The organism is Pseudomonas chlororaphis subsp. chlororaphis (assembly GCF_003945765.1).
GTDB lineage: Bacteria > Pseudomonadota > Gammaproteobacteria > Pseudomonadales > Pseudomonadaceae > Aquipseudomonas > Aquipseudomonas chlororaphis.
This window is the reverse complement of sequence record NZ_CP027712.1, coordinates 6,537,419-6,554,033: the sequence shown is the minus strand read 5'-3', so window position 1 is coordinate 6,554,033 and position 16,615 is coordinate 6,537,419. Positions and strand designations below refer to the sequence as shown.

Here is a 16,615-nt window from a genome sequence, read left to right as displayed (position 1 = left end):
GTTTTACTCCGGCAGCAGGCTTTCGCCAGCAAACAACTCGGCTACCGTCTCGCGGCGACGCACTTCAACAGCCTGTTCACCATCGACCAGCACTTCAGCAGCGCGACCGCGGGTGTTGTAGTTGGAGCTCATGACGAAACCGTAGGCACCGGCCGAATGCACGGCCAGCAGGTCGCCCTCTTCCAGGACCAGCTGACGTTCCTTGGCCAGGAAGTCGCCGGTTTCGCAGATCGGGCCGACGATGTCGTAGGTACGTGCCTGGCCATCGCGCGGGCGTACGGCGCTGACGTCCATCCAGGCCTGGTACAGGGCCGGGCGGATCAGGTCGTTCATCGCCGCGTCGACGATGGCGAAGTCCTTGTGTTCGGTGTGCTTGAGGTACTCGACCCGGGTCAGCAGTACTCCGGCGTTGGCGACGATGAAACGGCCGGGTTCGAAGAGCAGTTCCAGGTCGCGGCCGTCGAGGCGTTCGCGCACGGCCTTGACGTAGTCGGCGGCCAGCGGTGGCTCTTCATCGCGATAACGCACGCCCAGGCCGCCACCGAGGTCGATGTGGCGCAGGTAGATGCCGCACTCGCCCAGGCGGTCGACCAGGTCCAGCAGACGGTCGAGGGCATCGATGAAGGGGGCCAGGGTGGTCAGTTGCGAGCCGATATGGCAGTCGACGCCGACCACTTCCAGGTTCGGCAGCTGTGCCGCGCGGATGTACACGTCTTCGGCATCGGCGATGGCGATACCGAACTTGTTTTCCTTCAGGCCGGTGGAAATGTACGGGTGGGTGCCAGCATCGACATCCGGGTTGACCCGCAGCGAAACCGGCGCGCGAACCTTGAGTTCGGCGGCGACCTGTTGCAGGCGTTCCAGCTCGTCGCTGGACTCGACGTTGAAGCAGTGCACGCCGACTTCCAGGGCGCGACGCATGTCGTCACGGGTCTTGCCGACACCGGAGAAGACAATCTTGTCGGCCGCGCCGCCAGCGGCCAGGACGCGTTCCAGCTCGCCCCGGGAGACGATGTCGAAACCGGCGCCCAGACGCGCCAGGACATTCAGTACACCCAGGTTGGAGTTGGCCTTTACCGCGAAGCAGACCAGGTGCGGCATGCCGGCGAGGGCATCGGCGTACGCGCGGTACTGCGCTTCGATATGCGCTCGGGAATAGACGTAGGTCGGCGTGCCAAAGCGCTCGGCAATGGCGGACAACGCTACACCTTCCGCGAACAGCAGCCCGTCGCGGTAGTTAAAAGCGTCCATGGGGTTCCCTTAGTTGGTGTCGTGCTTGTGCGACTGCGAGTGACCTTGGTCTTCAGGGGATTTGCTGTCATCGGGAAGATACAGCGGGCCTTTTTGACCGCAGGCAGTGACAAGGCAGGCAACCGCGACGAGCGCAGCAAGGGAAGAGATCAGGCGCTTCATGGCGAAATCCTTGAGAATGCGTTAATTGCGCCCGAGTATACCGGCCACCCGACGGCTTGCCTATGCGCTGGAACACCCGTCCGGCGGGCCTTTGCCCCGGGCACGGGCGCTGGACGCGGCGGTTGCGGGGATATTTTCTCTGCCGCCCGCGCCCTTGATCGGTATCCTTTGCATTCGCCCGGATGCGCCCGTATCTTGCGGCGCTTGAGCGTGAGTAGACACTTTTCGAGGTTCCCGCAATGAGTTTGACTGAAGCCCGTTTCCACGACCTGGTCGATGCCACCCAGCAGACGCTGGAGGACATTTTCGAGGAGAGTGACCTGGATATCGATCTGGAGAGCTCCGCCGGTGTGCTCACCGTCAAGTTCGAAAACGGCAGCCAGGTGATCTTCAGCCGCCAGGAGCCGCTGCGTCAGCTGTGGCTGGCCGCGCGCTCCGGTGGTTTCCACTTCGATTACGACGAAGAAAGCGAGCGCTGGATGTGCGACAAGAGCGAAGAGCAGCTGGGCGAAATGCTCGAGCGCATCGTCCTCGAGCAGGCCGATATCAAGCTCGAGTTCGAAGGGCTCTGAGACTGTGACGCCAACCGCCCCGGCGCGCCCGCCCAAGCCGCTGTACAGCAATGTCAGCCCGGCCGTGGCCTCGCCCTGCATCAGCCTGTGCCGGCTGGATGAGGAAAAAGTCTGCAAGGGCTGTTTCCGGCATGTGGAAGACATTCGCGAATGGCGCTCGGCGGACGATGAGCGACGGCGAGTCATCTGTCGCCAGGCGCTGGAGCGCAAGCGGGCTGCGGCGCCCGGTATGGGCTAGCCCGGGCACAAAAGCCCGGCGGCTTGTTTATTTGTGCTGCTGTGGTAGTGTCCGGTTACGCCTCGCCACATCGAGGCCAGTGAAAACCCCGTCTTATCTGGACGGGGTTTTGCTTTTTTGTGCCGAAAAAAGGAGTCTGCCTGGATCATGAGCACCGCACCTTCCATCATTCTCACCCGCCTCGACGTGCAGCGTCTGGAGCGCCTGATCGACAGCCTGGACGACACGCTGCCTGGCGTCATTGCGTTGCAGACCGAGCTGGATCGCGCCGAAACCCTGGTGGGCCACGATGAAGTCCCGCCTGGTGTCGTGACCATGAATTCGCGTGTGCATTGCCGCGAAGAGGGCAGCGGCAAGGACTATCACCTGACCCTGGTGTATCCGCAGGACGCCAACGCCGACGAGGGCCGGATCTCTATCCTGGCGCCGGTGGGCAGCGCCTTGCTCGGTTTGCAGGTCGGGCAGTACATCGACTGGCCGGCGCCCGGCGGCAAGACCCTGAAGCTGACCCTGCTGGAAGTGGAATACCAACCCGAAGCGGCTGGCGACTTTCACCTCTGAAGGGCGCCGCTGACGGCTAGACCTGCTCGAGCGCGTCGTTCAAGGCGCGCTCCAGGTCGGCCTTGTAGCGCAGGTAGAGATTGCTTGAACCATGGTGGTCGCCGAGTAAGCCGGACAGGTCCAGGTCAGTGATATAGCAGCGATAGCGCTCGGTTTCGCGACGCTGGCCGACAATCTCCTGGGCGACCGCAGCGAACAACTGGTCGCCATGCTCCAGCTCGGAAAACTCCCGTTGATTGCAATACAGAGTGACCTGCACCTGCCCCGGTGCGGCTTTGCCGATGATGCCCTGCACGTCATAAAAGGCTTTGTTCGCTGGTGTCTGGGGGGCTGGGCGTGGCTCGATTCGACGGGCTCTTGTGCTGCCTGAGGGCAATATCTGGTAATACAAAATATCCAGTGGCACCAGAGCCTGGGAGGCCTCCATCGGCAGTTGGGCATCGCGCCGGTAAAGGATCGACTGCAGGAAGCGTTGCAGGGGGACCAACAGGCTCTGTTCGTCGTGGTAGGGCAGGCGTTGCTGCCAGAGCGCATTGAATTCATCCAGCACATACAGCTCGGCCTGAGCCTCGACGACACGGTAGAACACCTGGATGCAATCAGGCTGGCCCATCGGCAGGATCAGCGCCAGGTCGTGTTCTTCCAGGGCCATCGGGTCCAGGTGCAGCGGGCTGTAGCTCGACTGCTCTTCGCCGAGGTAGTCGATCAGCGCCGGCAGGCTTGCCAGCGCCACATGATTGACCTGGCCCGGCACCAACTCCAGCACGTGGTAATGCTGCTGGACCTGGATCAGGTAGCGGTGGTTGAGCTGGCTGAGCAACAGGTTCTGCGCCGTGTCGAACAGCTCTTCGACCCGTTGGGCGATGAACTGCGCGCGGTTGTGGCAGAAGCAGCGCACTCGCAGCTTCGGTTGCTCAGGGCCGCGCGGCAGATTGTTGAGGTAGTCGCGCAGGCAGTCGAGCAGGGCATGGGCGCCGTCGTAACGGCCGACTAATACCTCGTTCCAGCTGTTGAGCGTCACCTGGTCGAGAGTCAGCACGAGGTTCTCCCGCACCCCGGCGTAGCTCAAAGAATCGGTGCGCTCGGTAGTCATCAGGATGTTCAGGTCGCGGTGATGCTTGAGCGGGTCGCGGCCGACGTTCACCAGGATCAGCACTTCGCTGGGCACGCTGCTGTGCAGCAGGCGTTCTTCGCTGACGGTGCCCAGGGGCAGGGCGATGGTCTGTTGCAGGCTGCCCAGCAGATTGAACAGCTCGAACTCGCTCAAGTCGCTGCTGCCCGGGTGCAGCGCCAGGCGCGTGCTGCTGTCGATCACGCCGTTGCGATGGCACCAGGTCAGCAGCTCCAGCAGTTCGCGGCTGCGCTTGATCGGCGCGAAGTGTTCCCACTCCAGGGCATTAAGGCTGCCGTTGTACAGGCCCCAGTGAGTTTGCCCCGGTTCTTTCTTGTTGGGCGACTGCACCAGGGTCAGGGTGTCTTCGGCCAGGTCCGGGGCTATGCCGGGGTTGATGAATTCGATCTTGCCGGCCTTGCGTTCAAAGGCTGCGTACAGGCGGCGGCCGAGGATATTCAGGTCGCGCTTGTTGACCAGGCCGAGGGTCTGCTCGGTACGGGCGAACTGGGTCAGGAAGCGGTAGCTGTAGTTCAGCTCATTGACCAGGGCTCGGCGTTCGGCGCTGACCTGGCGGACTTTCCACTGGCTGCGGCTGTCGAGCATTGCCAGCTGGCGTTGATCCCAGCCCCATTCGTGGGCCAGCCGTTCGAGCAGCGAGCGCTGCCAGCTCGGGTTGCGCGCGCCGTTATTGCCGGTGAGCTTGCGGTTGACCTTCAGGTACAGGCTGCGCCGTACCAGCTCCAGGCGCTCCGGTTCGCCGCGGGCCTTGAGGTATTCCTCGATGCGCCGGTAGACCACGATGTACGGATCCAGCTCGTCGAGGTCCAGGCGATTGGCGAACACCGCCTGCTTGAAGCGCAGGCTCAGGCATTCCACCCGCGGGTGTTCGCTGGCGTAGACCTCGGTCAGCAGCAGCTTGAGCACCGACTTGTACGGCGACTCGATGCCCTTGAACAACTGCCAGAGCCCGGCGCCGATGAATTCGCCCGGCGGAATATGAGCCAGATGGCCAAGGTCGAGGTTTTCGTCGGCAGGGATGAAACGCTTGGACAGCAGCGTATGGGTGTACTGCTGGTAGCGGGCTTCTTCGTACACCGGCACCAGCCACCACAGTGGCGTACGCCCGGCCAGCCAGATGGCCGTGCGATAGAACTCGTCCAGCAGCAGATAGTGCTGAGTGGTGCCGCAATCGTCCGAGCTCAGCTGGGTGTCGCGATCGCCACGGACAAAGCGGCTCGGGTCGATCAGGAAGAAGTGCGCCTCGGCACCCTGGCCGGCGGCCCAGGTTTCCAGTAGCAGGCATTTCTTGCGCAGTTCGGCGAGTTCGTTCTCGCCGAGATCGGGCGCATGGCAGACCCACACATCCATATCGCTCTGGTCAGCCTGGGCCAGGGTGCCCAGGCTGCCCATCAGGAACAGGCCATGGATAGGTCGCGGTGCATTGCCGGGCCGGACCTTGTAGGAAAACGAGCGAGTCAGGCGCTGGGCTTCGTTGAGCGTTGAGGTGTCGGGTTCGTAGTTCGACAGCCCGGCGGGTGTGCCACCCGACACATAACCCGGCAATAACGGGTGGTTGACGTGAAAGAATAGCGGCAACAGGTTGAGCACCAGTTGCTGGCGCGGCGATAACCCCTCCATGGCCCGATCCAGACGCCCTTCGTTGAGCTTCAGAAAGCGCGCACGCAGCTGGCTGAGAACCTTGCGATCGATTCCCTCGTCCAGATCTGGGCGGATTTCATGGGTGCGGGTCATTCAAACAGGCTCGCGAAGCTTGAACGTGGGAGGTCTTATAGGTGGAGGAGTTTACAGCCAGTCGAGGGCGAGCTTTAAGCTGAATTTTATTTTTGACGTCAGATTTCCAGCGGGCAACTGGAGCTTGCCCGCGGAATCCGACAGGCGGGGATTCCGAGGGCCGTAGGGGAAAGCGTTCAGGCGGCTTCTTTGACCGTCAGAATGGTCAGCAGGCCTTGGGCATGCTCGGCGGCATCGCGGCCCAGGCTGGTCAGGTAACCACCATCGGGCTGGGTAATGAGCTCTTTTTCGAACAGGCGTCGTGCGGCGGCGATAGCTTGGGGGGCAGCGGTCTGATGGATTTTCAGGCCTTCCTGGGAACTGTCCAGGTTGAAGAGTGCAAGGATTTCCAGTTCGGCAACCAACTCAGGGGTATACGACATAAGGACTCCAGACTTTCTAGGAATTAGACGACAGCGTCCTTAAGGTGACCGCAGTTGGGCAGCCTGTCCAGTGTCCGCTGCGGACTTTTACGCCCCTGGGCGGCGGTATTTGGCCGCAGGGCGCGTACCAGTGTAGTCAAGGCTCGCCATCGCGCCGGCCAGGGGCGGACGCGAGGCGTGGCGGGCTTATTTCTTCTCGGGCGGCAGCTCGGGCAGGGCGCGCAGCGCGGCTTCGTACCATTGGGTGTCGAACGCGCGGTCTTCTTCGAGGATCGCGTCGATTTCCACTGCCAGGACGTGAGCCATGAGGTTGAGGATTTCGTCACGCTCATACCCGACCAGGGTCAGCTTATTGAAGGTGGCCTTGGCCGCGGGCGGGTTGTCGCTTTCGATCTGGTTTTCGATCGCTTCGATCAGGGTGTTTTCGGCGAACGCTTCTTCGTCGCTGTCGTCGTTGCTGATACCGGGGGTTGGCTCGCTCATGGCAGGCTCCTCAAGGAAAGGTCGCCAGTTTACCCGTATTCAGGAGCCTGATGCTGCTGGCCAGTCGGCTGTCGAGGATCTATAAGAGTGGCTGCCAACCCCGCACCCGGCCTGGAGGCTATGTGATGCTCAAGCTTTATGGATTCGCCGTCAGCAATTACTACAACATGGTGAAACTGGCATTGCTGGAAAAAGATCTGCCTTTCGAGGAAGTGCCGTTCTACGCCGGACAAAGCCCTGAGGCGTTGGCCATCAGCCCGCGCGGCAAGGTGCCGGTGCTAAGGGTGGAGCAGGGCTTTATCAATGAAACCAGCGTGATCCTCGAATACCTTGAAAGCCAGCCTGGGCCGGCGCTGCTGCCCAGTGACCCGTTCGCGCGTGCCCAGGTGCTGGCGCTGGCCAAGGAGATCGAGCTTTACATCGAGTTGCCGGCGCGGGCCTGTTACGGCGAGGCGTTCTTCGGGATGGCGGTCCCCGAGGCTATCAAGGAGAAGTCCCGCAACGAGCTGGTGCAGGGGTTCGCCTCGCTGGCCAGGCACGGCAAGTTCGCCCCTTATGTGGCGGGCAGCAGCCTGAGCGTGGCGGACCTGTATTTCCTGTACAGCGTGAGCCTGGCCTGCGCGGTAGGGCAGAAGCTGTTCGGTGTGGACTATCTGGCCGAAATACCGGCAGCCAAGGCCTTGATGGCGCGTTTGGAGCAGATGCCCAATGTGCAGCGGGTCGCGGCGGACAAGGACGCGGCGATGCCGCAGTTCCTGGCGATGATCGCCAGCAAGAAGTAGGAAGGTTTCAGGTCGCTGACTGCGGGCAAGCCACGCTCTTAGCAGGAGCGTGGCTTGCCCGCGCTAGCTTTTAGCGGCTGCTCAGCAACGCCTGGCCGCGAACCACCGCCGCCTTGACTTGAGCCGGGGCCGTGCCGCCGATGTGGTCTCGGGCATTGACCGAGCCTTCCAGGGTCAGCACGGCAAACACGTCCTGGTCGATCTGGTCGCTGAACTTGCGCAGTTCCTCCAGGCTCATTTCCGCCAGGTCCTTGCCGGTCTCCACGCCATACTTCACGGCGTGGCCGACGATCTCGTGGCAATCGCGGAATGGCAGGCCACGGCGCACCAGGTAGTCCGCCAGGTCGGTGGCGGTGGAGAAACCGCGCAGTGCCGCTTCGCGCATCATCGCGTGCTTGGGCTTGATCGCCGGAATCATGTCGGCGAAGGCCCGCAGTGAGTCACGCAGGGTGTCGGCAGCGTCGAACAGCGGTTCCTTGTCTTCCTGGTTGTCCTTGTTGTAGGCCAGGGGCTGGCCCTTCATCAGGGTCAGCAGGCCCATCAGGGCGCCGAACACGCGGCCGCTCTTGCCACGAACCAGCTCCGGAACGTCCGGGTTTTTCTTTTGCGGCATGATCGAGCTGCCGGTGCAGAAACGGTCGGGCAGATCGATGAACTGGAACTGCGCGCTGGTCCACAGCACCAGCTCTTCGGAGAAGCGCGACAGGTGCATCATGGCCACGCTGGCGGCGGCGCAGAACTCAATGGCGAAATCGCGATCAGACACATTGTCCAGCGAGTTGCCACCGACGGCGTCGAAGCCCAGCAGTTGGCAGGTCAGCTCGCGGTCGATCGGGTAGGTGGTGCCGGCCAGTGCGGCGCTGCCCAGCGGCATGCGGTTGGTGCGCTTGCGGCAATCGACCAGGCGCTCGTAGTCGCGGCTAAGCATCTCGAACCAGGCCAGCATGTGATGACCGAAGGTCACAGGCTGCGCGGTTTGCAGGTGAGTGAAGCCCGGCATGATGGTGCCGGCTTCGCGCTCGGCCTGTTCCAGCAGGCCTTTTTGCAAGCGGGTGATTTCCGCCAGGATCAGATCGATTTCGTCGCGCAGCCACAGACGGATATCGGTGGCCACCTGGTCGTTGCGGCTGCGGCCGGTGTGCAGCTTCTTGCCGGTGACGCCGATGCGGTCGGTCAGGCGTGCCTCGATGTTCATGTGCACGTCTTCCAGATCGACGCGCCAGTCGAGGGTGCCGGCCTCGATTTCGCCCTGGATGGTTTTCAGGCCGTCGATGATGCTGTCGCGTTCGGCATCGGTCAGTACGCCGACCTTGGCCAGCATGGTGGCGTGGGCGATCGAGCCCATGATGTCGTGACGATAGAGGCGCTGGTCGAAAGTGACGGAGGCGGTGAAGCGGGCGACGAAGGCGTCGACGGGCTCACTGAAGCGGCCGCCCCAGGACTGATTGGTCTTGTCAGTGCTCATGAATTCGCTCGTGATCGGCTGGAAGGGAAATGAGGTGAAAAGTTGCCGCGGATAATAACAGGGTTGCCAATCCTGTAGCTGGCACCGGTCGGCAGGTTTTTATTTCTGCCATGGGGTCGCGGGCGCTTGTCGCCGACCTCGGGCGCGCAGAGACTAGGCGAGCGAAGGCGGGGTGTGAGGAGTGATGTAACGATATTTATCGATAGAGCAATATCGTCTTGGCAACCGTCTACAGTTGGACTGAAGGAACAGCGCAATCCCGGATGTTTCATCGAGTCTGGTCGCTGATTACGCAACCGTTGTCGCATGCGCTCCGGTCCCGCCGCCACCTCGCGATTCGCGAGGGAGGCGGTCGGAGTGGAAGCCGACTATAAGAGAGGGGGTGTTTGTGTCCTGTATCAGCAGTCCCCATGACCATGTCGTGCAGTGGCGGGCCTTGAACGGTATCGAGCAGGCCCGGGTAAATAATGGTGCCCGTCGTGGGGCACTTTTTGGCCCTCGCACTAGTCTTAGCGTGGATCGCCGTGACGGACGTCACTTCACCTGTCTACGCTATCCTTGTGCGAGACTCACGCAGGAATCCAGCGCAATATGAATGTCCTGATCGTTGATGACGAACCCCTAGCCCGCGAGCGACTGAGCCGTATGGTCAGTGAGCTTGAGGGATACAGTGTCCTGGAGCCCAGCGCCACCAATGGCGAAGAGGCATTGGCCCTGATCGACAGCCTGAAGCCGGATATCGTGCTTCTCGACATCCGCATGCCGGGTCTCGATGGCCTGCAGGTTGCCGCCCGTTTGTGTGAGCGCGAAGCGCCGCCAGCCGTGGTGTTTTGTGCCGCCCCTGATGAATTCGCCCTCGAGGCTTTTGATGTCAGCGAGGTAGGTCACCTGCTCAAACCGGTGCGTTCCGAGCATCTGCTCGAGGCGCTGAAAAAGGCCGATCGCCCCAACAGGGTCCAGCTGGCGGCCCTGACCCGGCCCGCCGCGGAAAGCGGCAGCGGCCCTCGCAGCCATATCAGTGCGCGGACCCGCAAAGGTATCGAGCTGATCCCGCTGGATCAGGTCGTCTATTTCATTGCCGACCACAAATACGTGACCTTGCGCCATGAAAGCGGCGAAGTCCTGCTGGACGAACCCCTGAAGGCGCTGGAGGACGAGTTTGGCGAGCGTTTCGTGCGCATCCATCGCAACGCCCTGGTGGCCCGTGAACGCATCGAACGCCTGCAGCGTACGCCGCTGGGGCATTTCCAGCTGTTCCTCAAAGGTCTCAATGGCGATGCGTTGATCGTCAGCCGACGGCATGTGGCCGGCGTGCGCAAGATGATGCAGCAGCTCTAGATCCGGGCGGCCGGGCGGGTCATGCGCCCCGCCCGCAATGTTCCTGCAGCCAGGGAGGGGCTGTAGTTCCTGATACAAGTCAAAGCTGATTTGGCTGAGCTGTTATCATCTGCCGTATTTTCATCAGTACGGATTGATCCATGTCCTCTCGCGAAATCCGCATCGCTACCCGCAAAAGTGCCTTGGCCTTGTGGCAAGCCGAATACGTCAAAGCTCGTCTGGAAGCCGCTCACCCGGGGTTGATCGTGACGCTGGTGCCCATGGTCAGTCGCGGCGACAAGCTGCTCGACTCGCCGTTGTCGAAAATCGGCGGCAAGGGACTGTTCGTCAAGGAGCTGGAAACCGCGCTGCTGGAAAACGAAGCGGATATCGCCGTGCATTCGATGAAAGACGTGCCCATGGACTTCCCTGAAGGCCTGGGCCTGTTCTGCATCTGCGAGCGTGAAGACCCGCGCGATGCCTTTGTCTCCAATACCTATTCCAGTCTCGACGATCTGCCCGTGGGCAGCGTGGTGGGCACCTCCAGCCTGCGTCGCCAGGCGCAGTTGCTGGCTCGTCGTCCGGACCTGCAGATCCGCTTCCTGCGCGGCAACGTCAATACTCGCCTGGCCAAGCTCGACGCCGGCGAGTACGACGCCATCATCCTGGCCGCTGCGGGCTTGATCCGTCTTGGCTTCGAAGATCGCATCAGCTCTTCGATCAGCGTCGACGACAGCCTTCCGGCTGGCGGCCAGGGCGCGGTGGGCATCGAATGCCGCACGGCCGACAGCGAGATCCATAAGCTGCTGGCGCCACTGCATCATGTCGATACCGCGGATCGAGTCACCGCCGAGCGGGCCCTCAACAAGCATCTGAATGGCGGCTGCCAGGTACCGATCGCCTGCTATGCGGTACTCGAAGGCGACCAGCTGTGGCTGCGTGGCCTGGTCGGCGAACCGAGCGGCGGTGTGCTGCTCAGCGCCGAGGCCCGTGCTCCACGTAGCGCTGCGGCGGCGCTCGGCGTGCAGGTCGCGGAGGATCTGCTGGCCCAGGGCGCCGACGATATTCTGCGCGCGGTCTATGGCGAGGCTGGCGAAGAGTGAGCGACTGGCGTGTGCTGCTGACCCGGCCCACGGACGAGTCGGCGCTGCTGGCTGAGGTTCTGGGCGAAGCAGGGGTGTTCAGCAGCAGCCTGCCATTGCTGGAAATCCAAGCCCTGCCTGTTGGCGATACCCAACACGCCAGGATGCTTGAGTTGCACCGGTACTGCGCGGTGATCGTGGTCAGCAAGCCGGCCGCGCGAATGGCCGTGCAACTGCTCGAGCAGTTCTGGCCGCAGCCGCCGAGCCAGCGCTGGTTCAGTGTGGGTGCCGGCACGGCGCAGATTCTGGCCGATCACGGCCTGGATGTTTTTTTTCCCGAGCAAGGCGATGACAGCGAAGCCTTGCTTGAACTTCCCCAGTTGCGCGAGGCTATTGCACGGCCCGACCCGCGGGTGCTGATCGTGCGCGGGGAGGGTGGCCGCGAGCTGCTGGCTGAGCGTTTGCGCGGCCAAGGTGCTAGTGTCGACTATCTGGAACTGTACCGCCGCGACCTGCCGCGCTATGCCGACGGGGTCCTGATGCAACGCATTCGAGCTGAACGCTTGAATGGGCTGGTGGTCAGCAGTGGGCAGGGTTTCGAGCACTTGCAGCAGTTGGCCGGCGAGGCCTGGCCACAGGTGGCGCGGCTGCCGTTGTTTGTACCGAGCCCCCGGGTCGCCGAGATGGCGCGTGCCGCCGGGGCCGAGAAAGTTGTGGATTGTCGTGGCGCCAGCGCCGCGGCCTTGCTAACGGTGCTACGGGAGCAACCCGTGCCCGTTCTCTAAATGCAAAGGATGGATACGTGAGCGAAACAGCCTTGCCTAAAGATGATGTCCAGCCGGTAGTCGATGCACCGGCTGAACCCGCAACCCCTGCTCCGCAGCGCCGTGGCAACGGGTTGGCGATCCTCGCTCTGCTGCTGGGGGCGGCCGGCGTCGCTGCCGGCGGCTGGGGTGTCTGGCAGGTGCGCAGCCTGCAGGCCAACAATCAACAGCAGCTGGGGCAGTTGCAGGCCCTGGGTGACGAGGCGCAGAGCCTGAAGCTCAACGAGCAGCGCCTGACGGCGCGTCTGGAGCAGTTGCCGGCGGCCGATGAGCTGGAAGAGCGCCGTCGTCTGGTCGCGCAGTTGCAGGGCGACCAGCAGCGACTCAGTCAGAAGCTGGAGAGCGTGCTGGGTGCCAGCCGCAAGGACTGGCGTCTGGCCGAGGCGGAACATCTGTTGCGTCTGGCCAGCCTGCGTCTTTCGGCCTTGCAGGACATCAGCAGCGCCCAGGCTCTGGTGCAGGGGGCCGACGAGATCCTGCGCGAGCAGAACGATCCCGGTTCTTTCGCCGCGCGCGAACAGCTGGCCAAGAGCCTTGCGGCCCTGCGCAGTACCGAACAACCGGATCGCACCGGGCTGTTCCTGCAACTGGGCGCACTGCGCGACCAGGTGACCGAGCTCACCGAGCTGGCCCCCGAGTACCGCGACCGTGGCGATTCGTTGCTGGGCCTGACCGCCGACGGCGACGGCGCCAGCCGCTGGGCGCAATGGTGGGACCAGATCTCGCGTTACATTCGTATCGACTTCAACGCGGACAAGAATGTGCGGCCGTTGCTCGCCGGGCAAAGCCTGACGCAGGTGCGCCTGGCCTTGAGCCTGGCCCTGGAGCAGGCGCAATGGGCGGCTCTGAATGGCCAGGCGCCGGTGTACACCCAGGCCCTGGCGGAAGCTCGCGACGTGTTGAAGGGCAACTTCAATCAGGACAATCCGCAGAGCAAACTCATGCTCGAGCGCGTGTCCGAACTGAGCAAACAGCCGGTCACCGTGCAGACGCCGGACCTGGCCAAGACCCTGAGCGCCGTTCAGGCCTACCTGGAGCGACGCAACCTGAGCGCTGAAGAGTCGGTGAAACCACTGGCCAAACCTGCTGCGAATGCCCCGCAGGAGACCAGCCCATGAAGCGCCTGTACGTGATTCTGTTCCTGGTGATCGCCGCCTCGGGATTGCTGGGGTTGGCGATTGCCGAGCATTCCGGGTACATCCTGATTGCCTACGACAGCTTCCGTTATGAGTCGAGCCTGTGGGCGACCCTGGCGCTGGTCGCGGTGATCTGGCTGGTGATCTGGGGTATCAAGGCACTGATCGAACTGGTGATGACCTCCAGCGGCGTGGTCAATCCCTGGTCGCGACGCAACCGCAGCCGTCGCGTGCAGATCGCCATCGAGCAGGGCCAGATGGATCTTGCCGAAGGCCGTTGGGCCAGCGCCCAGAAGCACTTGCATCGTGCCGCGGAAGCCGAGCGCCAGCCTCTTTTGTACTACCTCGGCGCGGCGCGGGCGGCGAACGAGCTGGGAAATTACGAACAGTGCGACAGCCTGCTGGAGCGTGCCCTCGAGCGCCAGCCCCAGGCTGAGTTGGCGGTGGCCTTGAGTCATGCCCAGCTGCAGACCGATCGCGGTGATACCGAAGGCGCCCTGAGTACCCTGCAAGCCATGCACGAGCGTCATCCGCACAGTGTCCAGGTGCTGCGGCAGTTGCAGCGTCTGCACCAGCAGCGGGGCGATTGGTCGGCGGTGATTCGCCTGTTGCCCGAGCTGCGCAAGGACAAGGTCCTGCCCGCCAATGAACTGGCCGAGCTGGAACGTAGGGCCTGGGGCGAGAACCTGACCCTCGCGGCACATCGCGAAGAGGACGGTACGGTCGGCCTGCAATCGCTCAACCGCGCTTGGCAGCAACTGACCGCGGCTCAGCGTCAGGAACCGCAGCTGGTGCTGGCCTACGCCGAGCAACTGCGGCAATTGGGCGCCGGGGCCGAGGCCGAAGAAGTGCTGCGCGTCGCTCTCAAGCGCAAGTACGACAGTCATCTGGCGCGGCTTTACGGCTTGCTGCGGGGCAGTGACCCGGCGCGGCAACTGCAGTTCGCCGAGCAGTGCCTCAAAGACCACCCGAACGACCCGAGCCTGCTGCTGACCCTGGGCCGCCTGTGCCTGCAAACCAGTCTCTGGGGCAAGGCGCGGGACTACCTGGAAAGCAGCCTGCGCCTGCAGCGCAACCCTGAAGCCTGTGCCGAGCTGGCCCGGTTGCTGGCGCAGCTGGGCGATACCGAGCGCAGCAACCAGCTGTTCCAGGAAGGTCTGGGGTTGTTGGACGAGCGCCTCCTGGCATCGCCGCTGCCGGTGCCCGCCAGGGTATAAGCCCGCAAGGCTGGGCCGTCCCCGGAGGGGCGGCCCGTCCCGCGACTCCCCCCGATCTGGCCTCTGTGCCGGTTTGCCGCGCTCGATCTTGTCATGGCGCGCCTTGAAAGGGCCGAGCGCTTTCTCTACCGTGGCAGCCTGTTTCTTCCGTTGTGGATACACCATGTCGCTGGCCGGCTCACGCTTGCTGTTCTCCCTTGTGTTTTTTACCGGTGCCTTGGCCCTGTGGGCTTCGTTTCACCTGGAGTTCGGGGTTGGGCTCGAGCCTTGCCTGTTGTGGGTGGCGCAACGTTTCTTCGCGTTGCTGTTGACCTCGATCAGCCTGGTCGCGGCCCTGCAGGGGCCACAATACCCGGCGAGTGCCCTGTACTGGATGCTGGAGCTGCTCTGCAGCCTGGCGGGTGTCGTTACGGCAGGGCGCCATGTGCTATTGCAGAACATTCCTTCGGATCAGTTGCTGGCGTGTTTGCCGGACATGCCGTTCATGCTCGGCAACCTGTCCTGGGGGCGTGCCTTGCAGCTGGTTTTCACCGGGACCGCGCAGTGCGCGGAGGTCACCTGGACGTTGCTGGACATGAGTGCTGCGGAGTGGAGCCTGCTGTTTTTCATCGCTGTGATGATTTTGAGCGCCTATCGTCTGGCGCGGCTTCTACCATGGGGCCGGCGCAGGGCGGCCGCGACCTGAGTCGTCGATTTGCGATGGGGCGCAAGATTAAACACTTGTATGAACTTTATCTCCTGCGTACCTTGAAGCGGCTGTCGAGCGGGCATAATCTGGCCCGCACGTGTCACCGCAATTACGTTGCTCGATGCTGTTCTGCCTGGCCGGATGCTGATGTTCAGTCCAGTGGCGGATTCAGAGCGGCATGACCCATAAGGGAAGAGAGATCGCCATGCTCGAAAGTTGTCAGAATGCTCAGGAACGCTGGGGTGGAGTGCATCTGCTGATCGATCGCTGGTTGCAGGAGCGTCACGAACTGGTTCGGGCCTATGATGCTCTCGGCGCGGAGCCTGAGACGCTGGCTGAAAATCGACAGCCGCTGCAGGAGTTCTGCGCAATCCTGGTGGACTACGTCTCCGCCGGCCACTTTGAAATCTACGAACAGTTGACCGGCGAGGCCAAGGCCTTCAATGACCAGCGCGGGCTCGAACTGGCCGAAACCATTTATCCACGGATCGATGTCATCACTGAAAAGCTGCTGGCGTTCAACGATCTGTGCGACGAAGGAAAATGCGTGGCGGAGAAGTTCAAGGAGCTGGGTGGTCTGTTGCATGAACGCTTCGAGCTGGAAGATTGCCTGATCGAAGTGCTGCACAACGCTCACAAGGAAGAGGCCGCCGTTCAGGCCTGACTTGCAGCGAAAGCTTTACCGAAACGGTGCGCATTGCGCACCGTTTTTCGTTTCTGCGCCCCCTAACCGGTAGCCCCCAGCAGCTCGATTTCAAACACCAGTGGCGTGTAAGGCGCGATCAGGTCGCCCGCGCCATCGGCGCCGTAAGCCTGGGCCGAAGGAATCACCAGGCGCCACTTCGCCCCCGTCGGCATCTGCTGCAAGGCGCTGCGCCATCCGGCAATCACACTGTCCAGGCGAAACCACTGCGGCTGCTGATTCTGATCGAATACTGTGCCGTCAGGCAGGCGTCCGGTGTAGCGAACCTGTACCGAACCATTGGCTCCCGGCCGTACTCCGTTGCCGGGTGCCAGCTCGGTCAACAGGATGCCGTTCTCCAGTTCGCGTACGCCCGGCTTGGCCTTTTCGGCCGAGAGAAAACGCTGTTCGTTTTCCAGCGCCACTTCGATTCGCGGCTTGTCTGCTTGCTCGCTGACCTGTGCTTCATGCTGGGCGAGGATCTGTTCGATACGCTCGTCCTTGAGTGCCAGGGGCTTGCCTTGGTAGGCCTGTTTCAAGCCCTCCACCAATGCCTGGATCTGCAGGTCCGGCACCTCCTGGCGCAGGCGCTCACCGAGGCTGGCGCCCAGGCTGTAGGCGAGATCGTGAGCATCGTTTTTTTGCGAATCTTCGGCGGCCTGAGCCAGTGGCAACAACACACACAAGGATAAAAAAAGGTAACGCGACATAGGCGTTCTCCGGCCTGAGACAAGGTGGATTATGCCAGCGTGGATGTGGCGGCTGGTGAGTAACTTTCTTGTGCGCGAAGAACATTTTCGATCCTCTGCAACGCATGGCATTCGATACTGTCAACATGCCCTAGCGGCGGTAGCAGCAGAGGTCTAG

The 16,615-nt window shown here is 62.7% G+C and carries 18 protein-coding genes and 1 pseudogene; 12 read left to right on the top strand and 7 right to left on the bottom strand.

Going from position 1 to position 16,615, the window contains the following annotated elements; all coding sequences use genetic code 11:
* Positions 1 to 3 precede the first annotated feature (3 nt).
* Entirely contained in the window at positions 4 to 1,251 is a 1,248-nt protein-coding gene (lysA, locus tag C4K27_RS29905) for a diaminopimelate decarboxylase (protein WP_053263080.1), read from the bottom strand.
* Between the two features lie 9 nt (positions 1,252 to 1,260).
* Entirely contained in the window at positions 1,261 to 1,413 is a 153-nt protein-coding gene (gene lptM / locus C4K27_RS29900; RefSeq protein WP_007926668.1) for an LPS translocon maturation chaperone LptM, read from the bottom strand.
* Between the two features lie 239 nt (positions 1,414 to 1,652).
* Here lptM and cyaY point away from each other — a divergent pair, with 239 nt between their 5' ends.
* The 3 genes from cyaY (at position 1,653) to rnk (ending at position 2,784) form a co-directional block, all read left to right on the top strand.
* A complete protein-coding gene (gene cyaY, locus C4K27_RS29895) occupies positions 1,653 to 1,985 on the top strand; it encodes an iron donor protein CyaY (protein ID WP_007926670.1) in 333 nt (110 codons plus the stop codon).
* A gap of 4 nt (positions 1,986 to 1,989) precedes the next feature.
* Positions 1,990 to 2,223 carry a DUF1289 domain-containing protein gene (locus tag C4K27_RS29890; protein WP_053263079.1) on the top strand — a complete coding sequence of 78 codons (234 nt, stop codon included), beginning with the start codon at positions 1,990 to 1,992 and terminating at the stop codon, positions 2,221 to 2,223.
* A 147-nt stretch (positions 2,224 to 2,370) separates the two neighbouring features.
* Positions 2,371 to 2,784, top strand: coding sequence for a nucleoside diphosphate kinase regulator (gene rnk, locus C4K27_RS29885; protein WP_007926672.1), 414 nt, complete (start codon positions 2,371 to 2,373; stop codon positions 2,782 to 2,784).
* Positions 2,785 to 2,800: 16 nt separating this feature from the next.
* On the opposite strand, the gene C4K27_RS29880 is transcribed toward rnk, so the two are convergent.
* The 3 genes from C4K27_RS29880 to C4K27_RS29870 all read right to left on the bottom strand — a co-directional run bounded on the left by C4K27_RS29880 (position 2,801) and on the right by C4K27_RS29870 (position 6,555).
* Positions 2,801 to 5,650, bottom strand: coding sequence for a class I adenylate cyclase (locus tag C4K27_RS29880; protein WP_053263078.1), 2,850 nt, complete (start codon positions 5,648 to 5,650; stop codon positions 2,801 to 2,803).
* Positions 5,651 to 5,826: 176 nt separating this feature from the next.
* Positions 5,827 to 6,072, bottom strand: a complete 246-nt coding sequence (locus C4K27_RS29875; protein WP_007926676.1) for a TIGR02647 family protein — start codon at positions 6,070 to 6,072, stop codon at positions 5,827 to 5,829.
* Between the two features lie 186 nt (positions 6,073 to 6,258).
* Positions 6,259 to 6,555, bottom strand: a complete 297-nt coding sequence (locus C4K27_RS29870; protein WP_053263077.1) for a hypothetical protein — start codon at positions 6,553 to 6,555, stop codon at positions 6,259 to 6,261.
* Positions 6,556 to 6,680: 125 nt separating this feature from the next.
* Here C4K27_RS29870 and C4K27_RS29865 point away from each other — a divergent pair, with 125 nt between their 5' ends.
* Positions 6,681 to 7,337, top strand: coding sequence for a glutathione S-transferase family protein (locus tag C4K27_RS29865; RefSeq protein WP_053263076.1), 657 nt, complete (start codon positions 6,681 to 6,683; stop codon positions 7,335 to 7,337).
* 70 nt (positions 7,338 to 7,407) lie between these two features.
* Here the strand turns inward: C4K27_RS29865 and argH are convergent, their stop codons facing one another.
* Positions 7,408 to 8,802, bottom strand: coding sequence for an argininosuccinate lyase (gene argH / locus C4K27_RS29860; RefSeq protein WP_053263075.1), 1,395 nt, complete (start codon positions 8,800 to 8,802; stop codon positions 7,408 to 7,410).
* A 190-nt stretch (positions 8,803 to 8,992) separates the two neighbouring features.
* Between argH and C4K27_RS31830 the strand changes: the two are divergent.
* The 8 genes and pseudogenes from C4K27_RS31830 to C4K27_RS29825 all read left to right on the top strand — a co-directional run.
* Positions 8,993 to 9,397 (top strand): annotated as a pseudogene (locus tag C4K27_RS31830) (sensor histidine kinase); the annotation flags it as partial.
* Positions 9,394 to 10,140, top strand: coding sequence for a LytR/AlgR family response regulator transcription factor (locus tag C4K27_RS29855; protein WP_016703190.1), 747 nt, complete (start codon positions 9,394 to 9,396; stop codon positions 10,138 to 10,140). The pseudogene C4K27_RS31830 and the gene C4K27_RS29855, both read left to right, overlap by 4 nt.
* 140 nt (positions 10,141 to 10,280) lie before the next feature.
* Positions 10,281 to 11,222 carry a hydroxymethylbilane synthase gene (gene hemC / locus C4K27_RS29850; RefSeq protein ID WP_007926692.1) on the top strand — a complete coding sequence of 314 codons (942 nt, stop codon included), beginning with the start codon at positions 10,281 to 10,283 and terminating at the stop codon, positions 11,220 to 11,222.
* Positions 11,219 to 11,986 (top strand): uroporphyrinogen-III synthase, encoded by a 768-nt coding sequence (locus C4K27_RS29845; protein WP_053263074.1) that lies wholly within the window; start codon positions 11,219 to 11,221, stop codon positions 11,984 to 11,986. Before hemC ends, C4K27_RS29845 begins: the two co-directional genes overlap by 4 nt.
* A 17-nt stretch (positions 11,987 to 12,003) precedes the next feature.
* Positions 12,004 to 13,143 (top strand): uroporphyrinogen-III C-methyltransferase, encoded by a 1,140-nt coding sequence (locus C4K27_RS29840; protein ID WP_053263073.1) that lies wholly within the window; start codon positions 12,004 to 12,006, stop codon positions 13,141 to 13,143.
* On the top strand, positions 13,140 to 14,378 hold the full coding sequence (locus C4K27_RS29835; RefSeq protein ID WP_053263072.1) for a heme biosynthesis protein HemY: 1,239 nt from the start codon (positions 13,140 to 13,142) through the stop codon (positions 14,376 to 14,378). The genes C4K27_RS29840 and C4K27_RS29835 overlap by 4 nt, the downstream gene beginning before the upstream one ends.
* A 163-nt stretch (positions 14,379 to 14,541) precedes the next feature.
* Positions 14,542 to 15,063, top strand: a complete 522-nt coding sequence (locus tag C4K27_RS29830) for a disulfide bond formation protein B (RefSeq protein ID WP_053263071.1) — start codon at positions 14,542 to 14,544, stop codon at positions 15,061 to 15,063.
* 208 nt (positions 15,064 to 15,271) lie between these two features.
* The gene (locus C4K27_RS29825) at positions 15,272 to 15,730 is read left to right on the top strand and encodes an Rsd/AlgQ family anti-sigma factor (RefSeq protein WP_007926697.1); all 459 of its coding nucleotides are present in this window, start codon (positions 15,272 to 15,274) and stop codon (positions 15,728 to 15,730) included.
* 62 nt (positions 15,731 to 15,792) lie between these two features.
* On the opposite strand, the gene C4K27_RS29820 is transcribed toward C4K27_RS29825, so the two are convergent.
* Positions 15,793 to 16,458 carry an FKBP-type peptidyl-prolyl cis-trans isomerase gene (locus C4K27_RS29820; protein ID WP_053263070.1) on the bottom strand — a complete coding sequence of 222 codons (666 nt, stop codon included), beginning with the start codon at positions 16,456 to 16,458 and terminating at the stop codon, positions 15,793 to 15,795.
* Between the last annotated feature and the right edge of the window lie 157 nt (positions 16,459 to 16,615).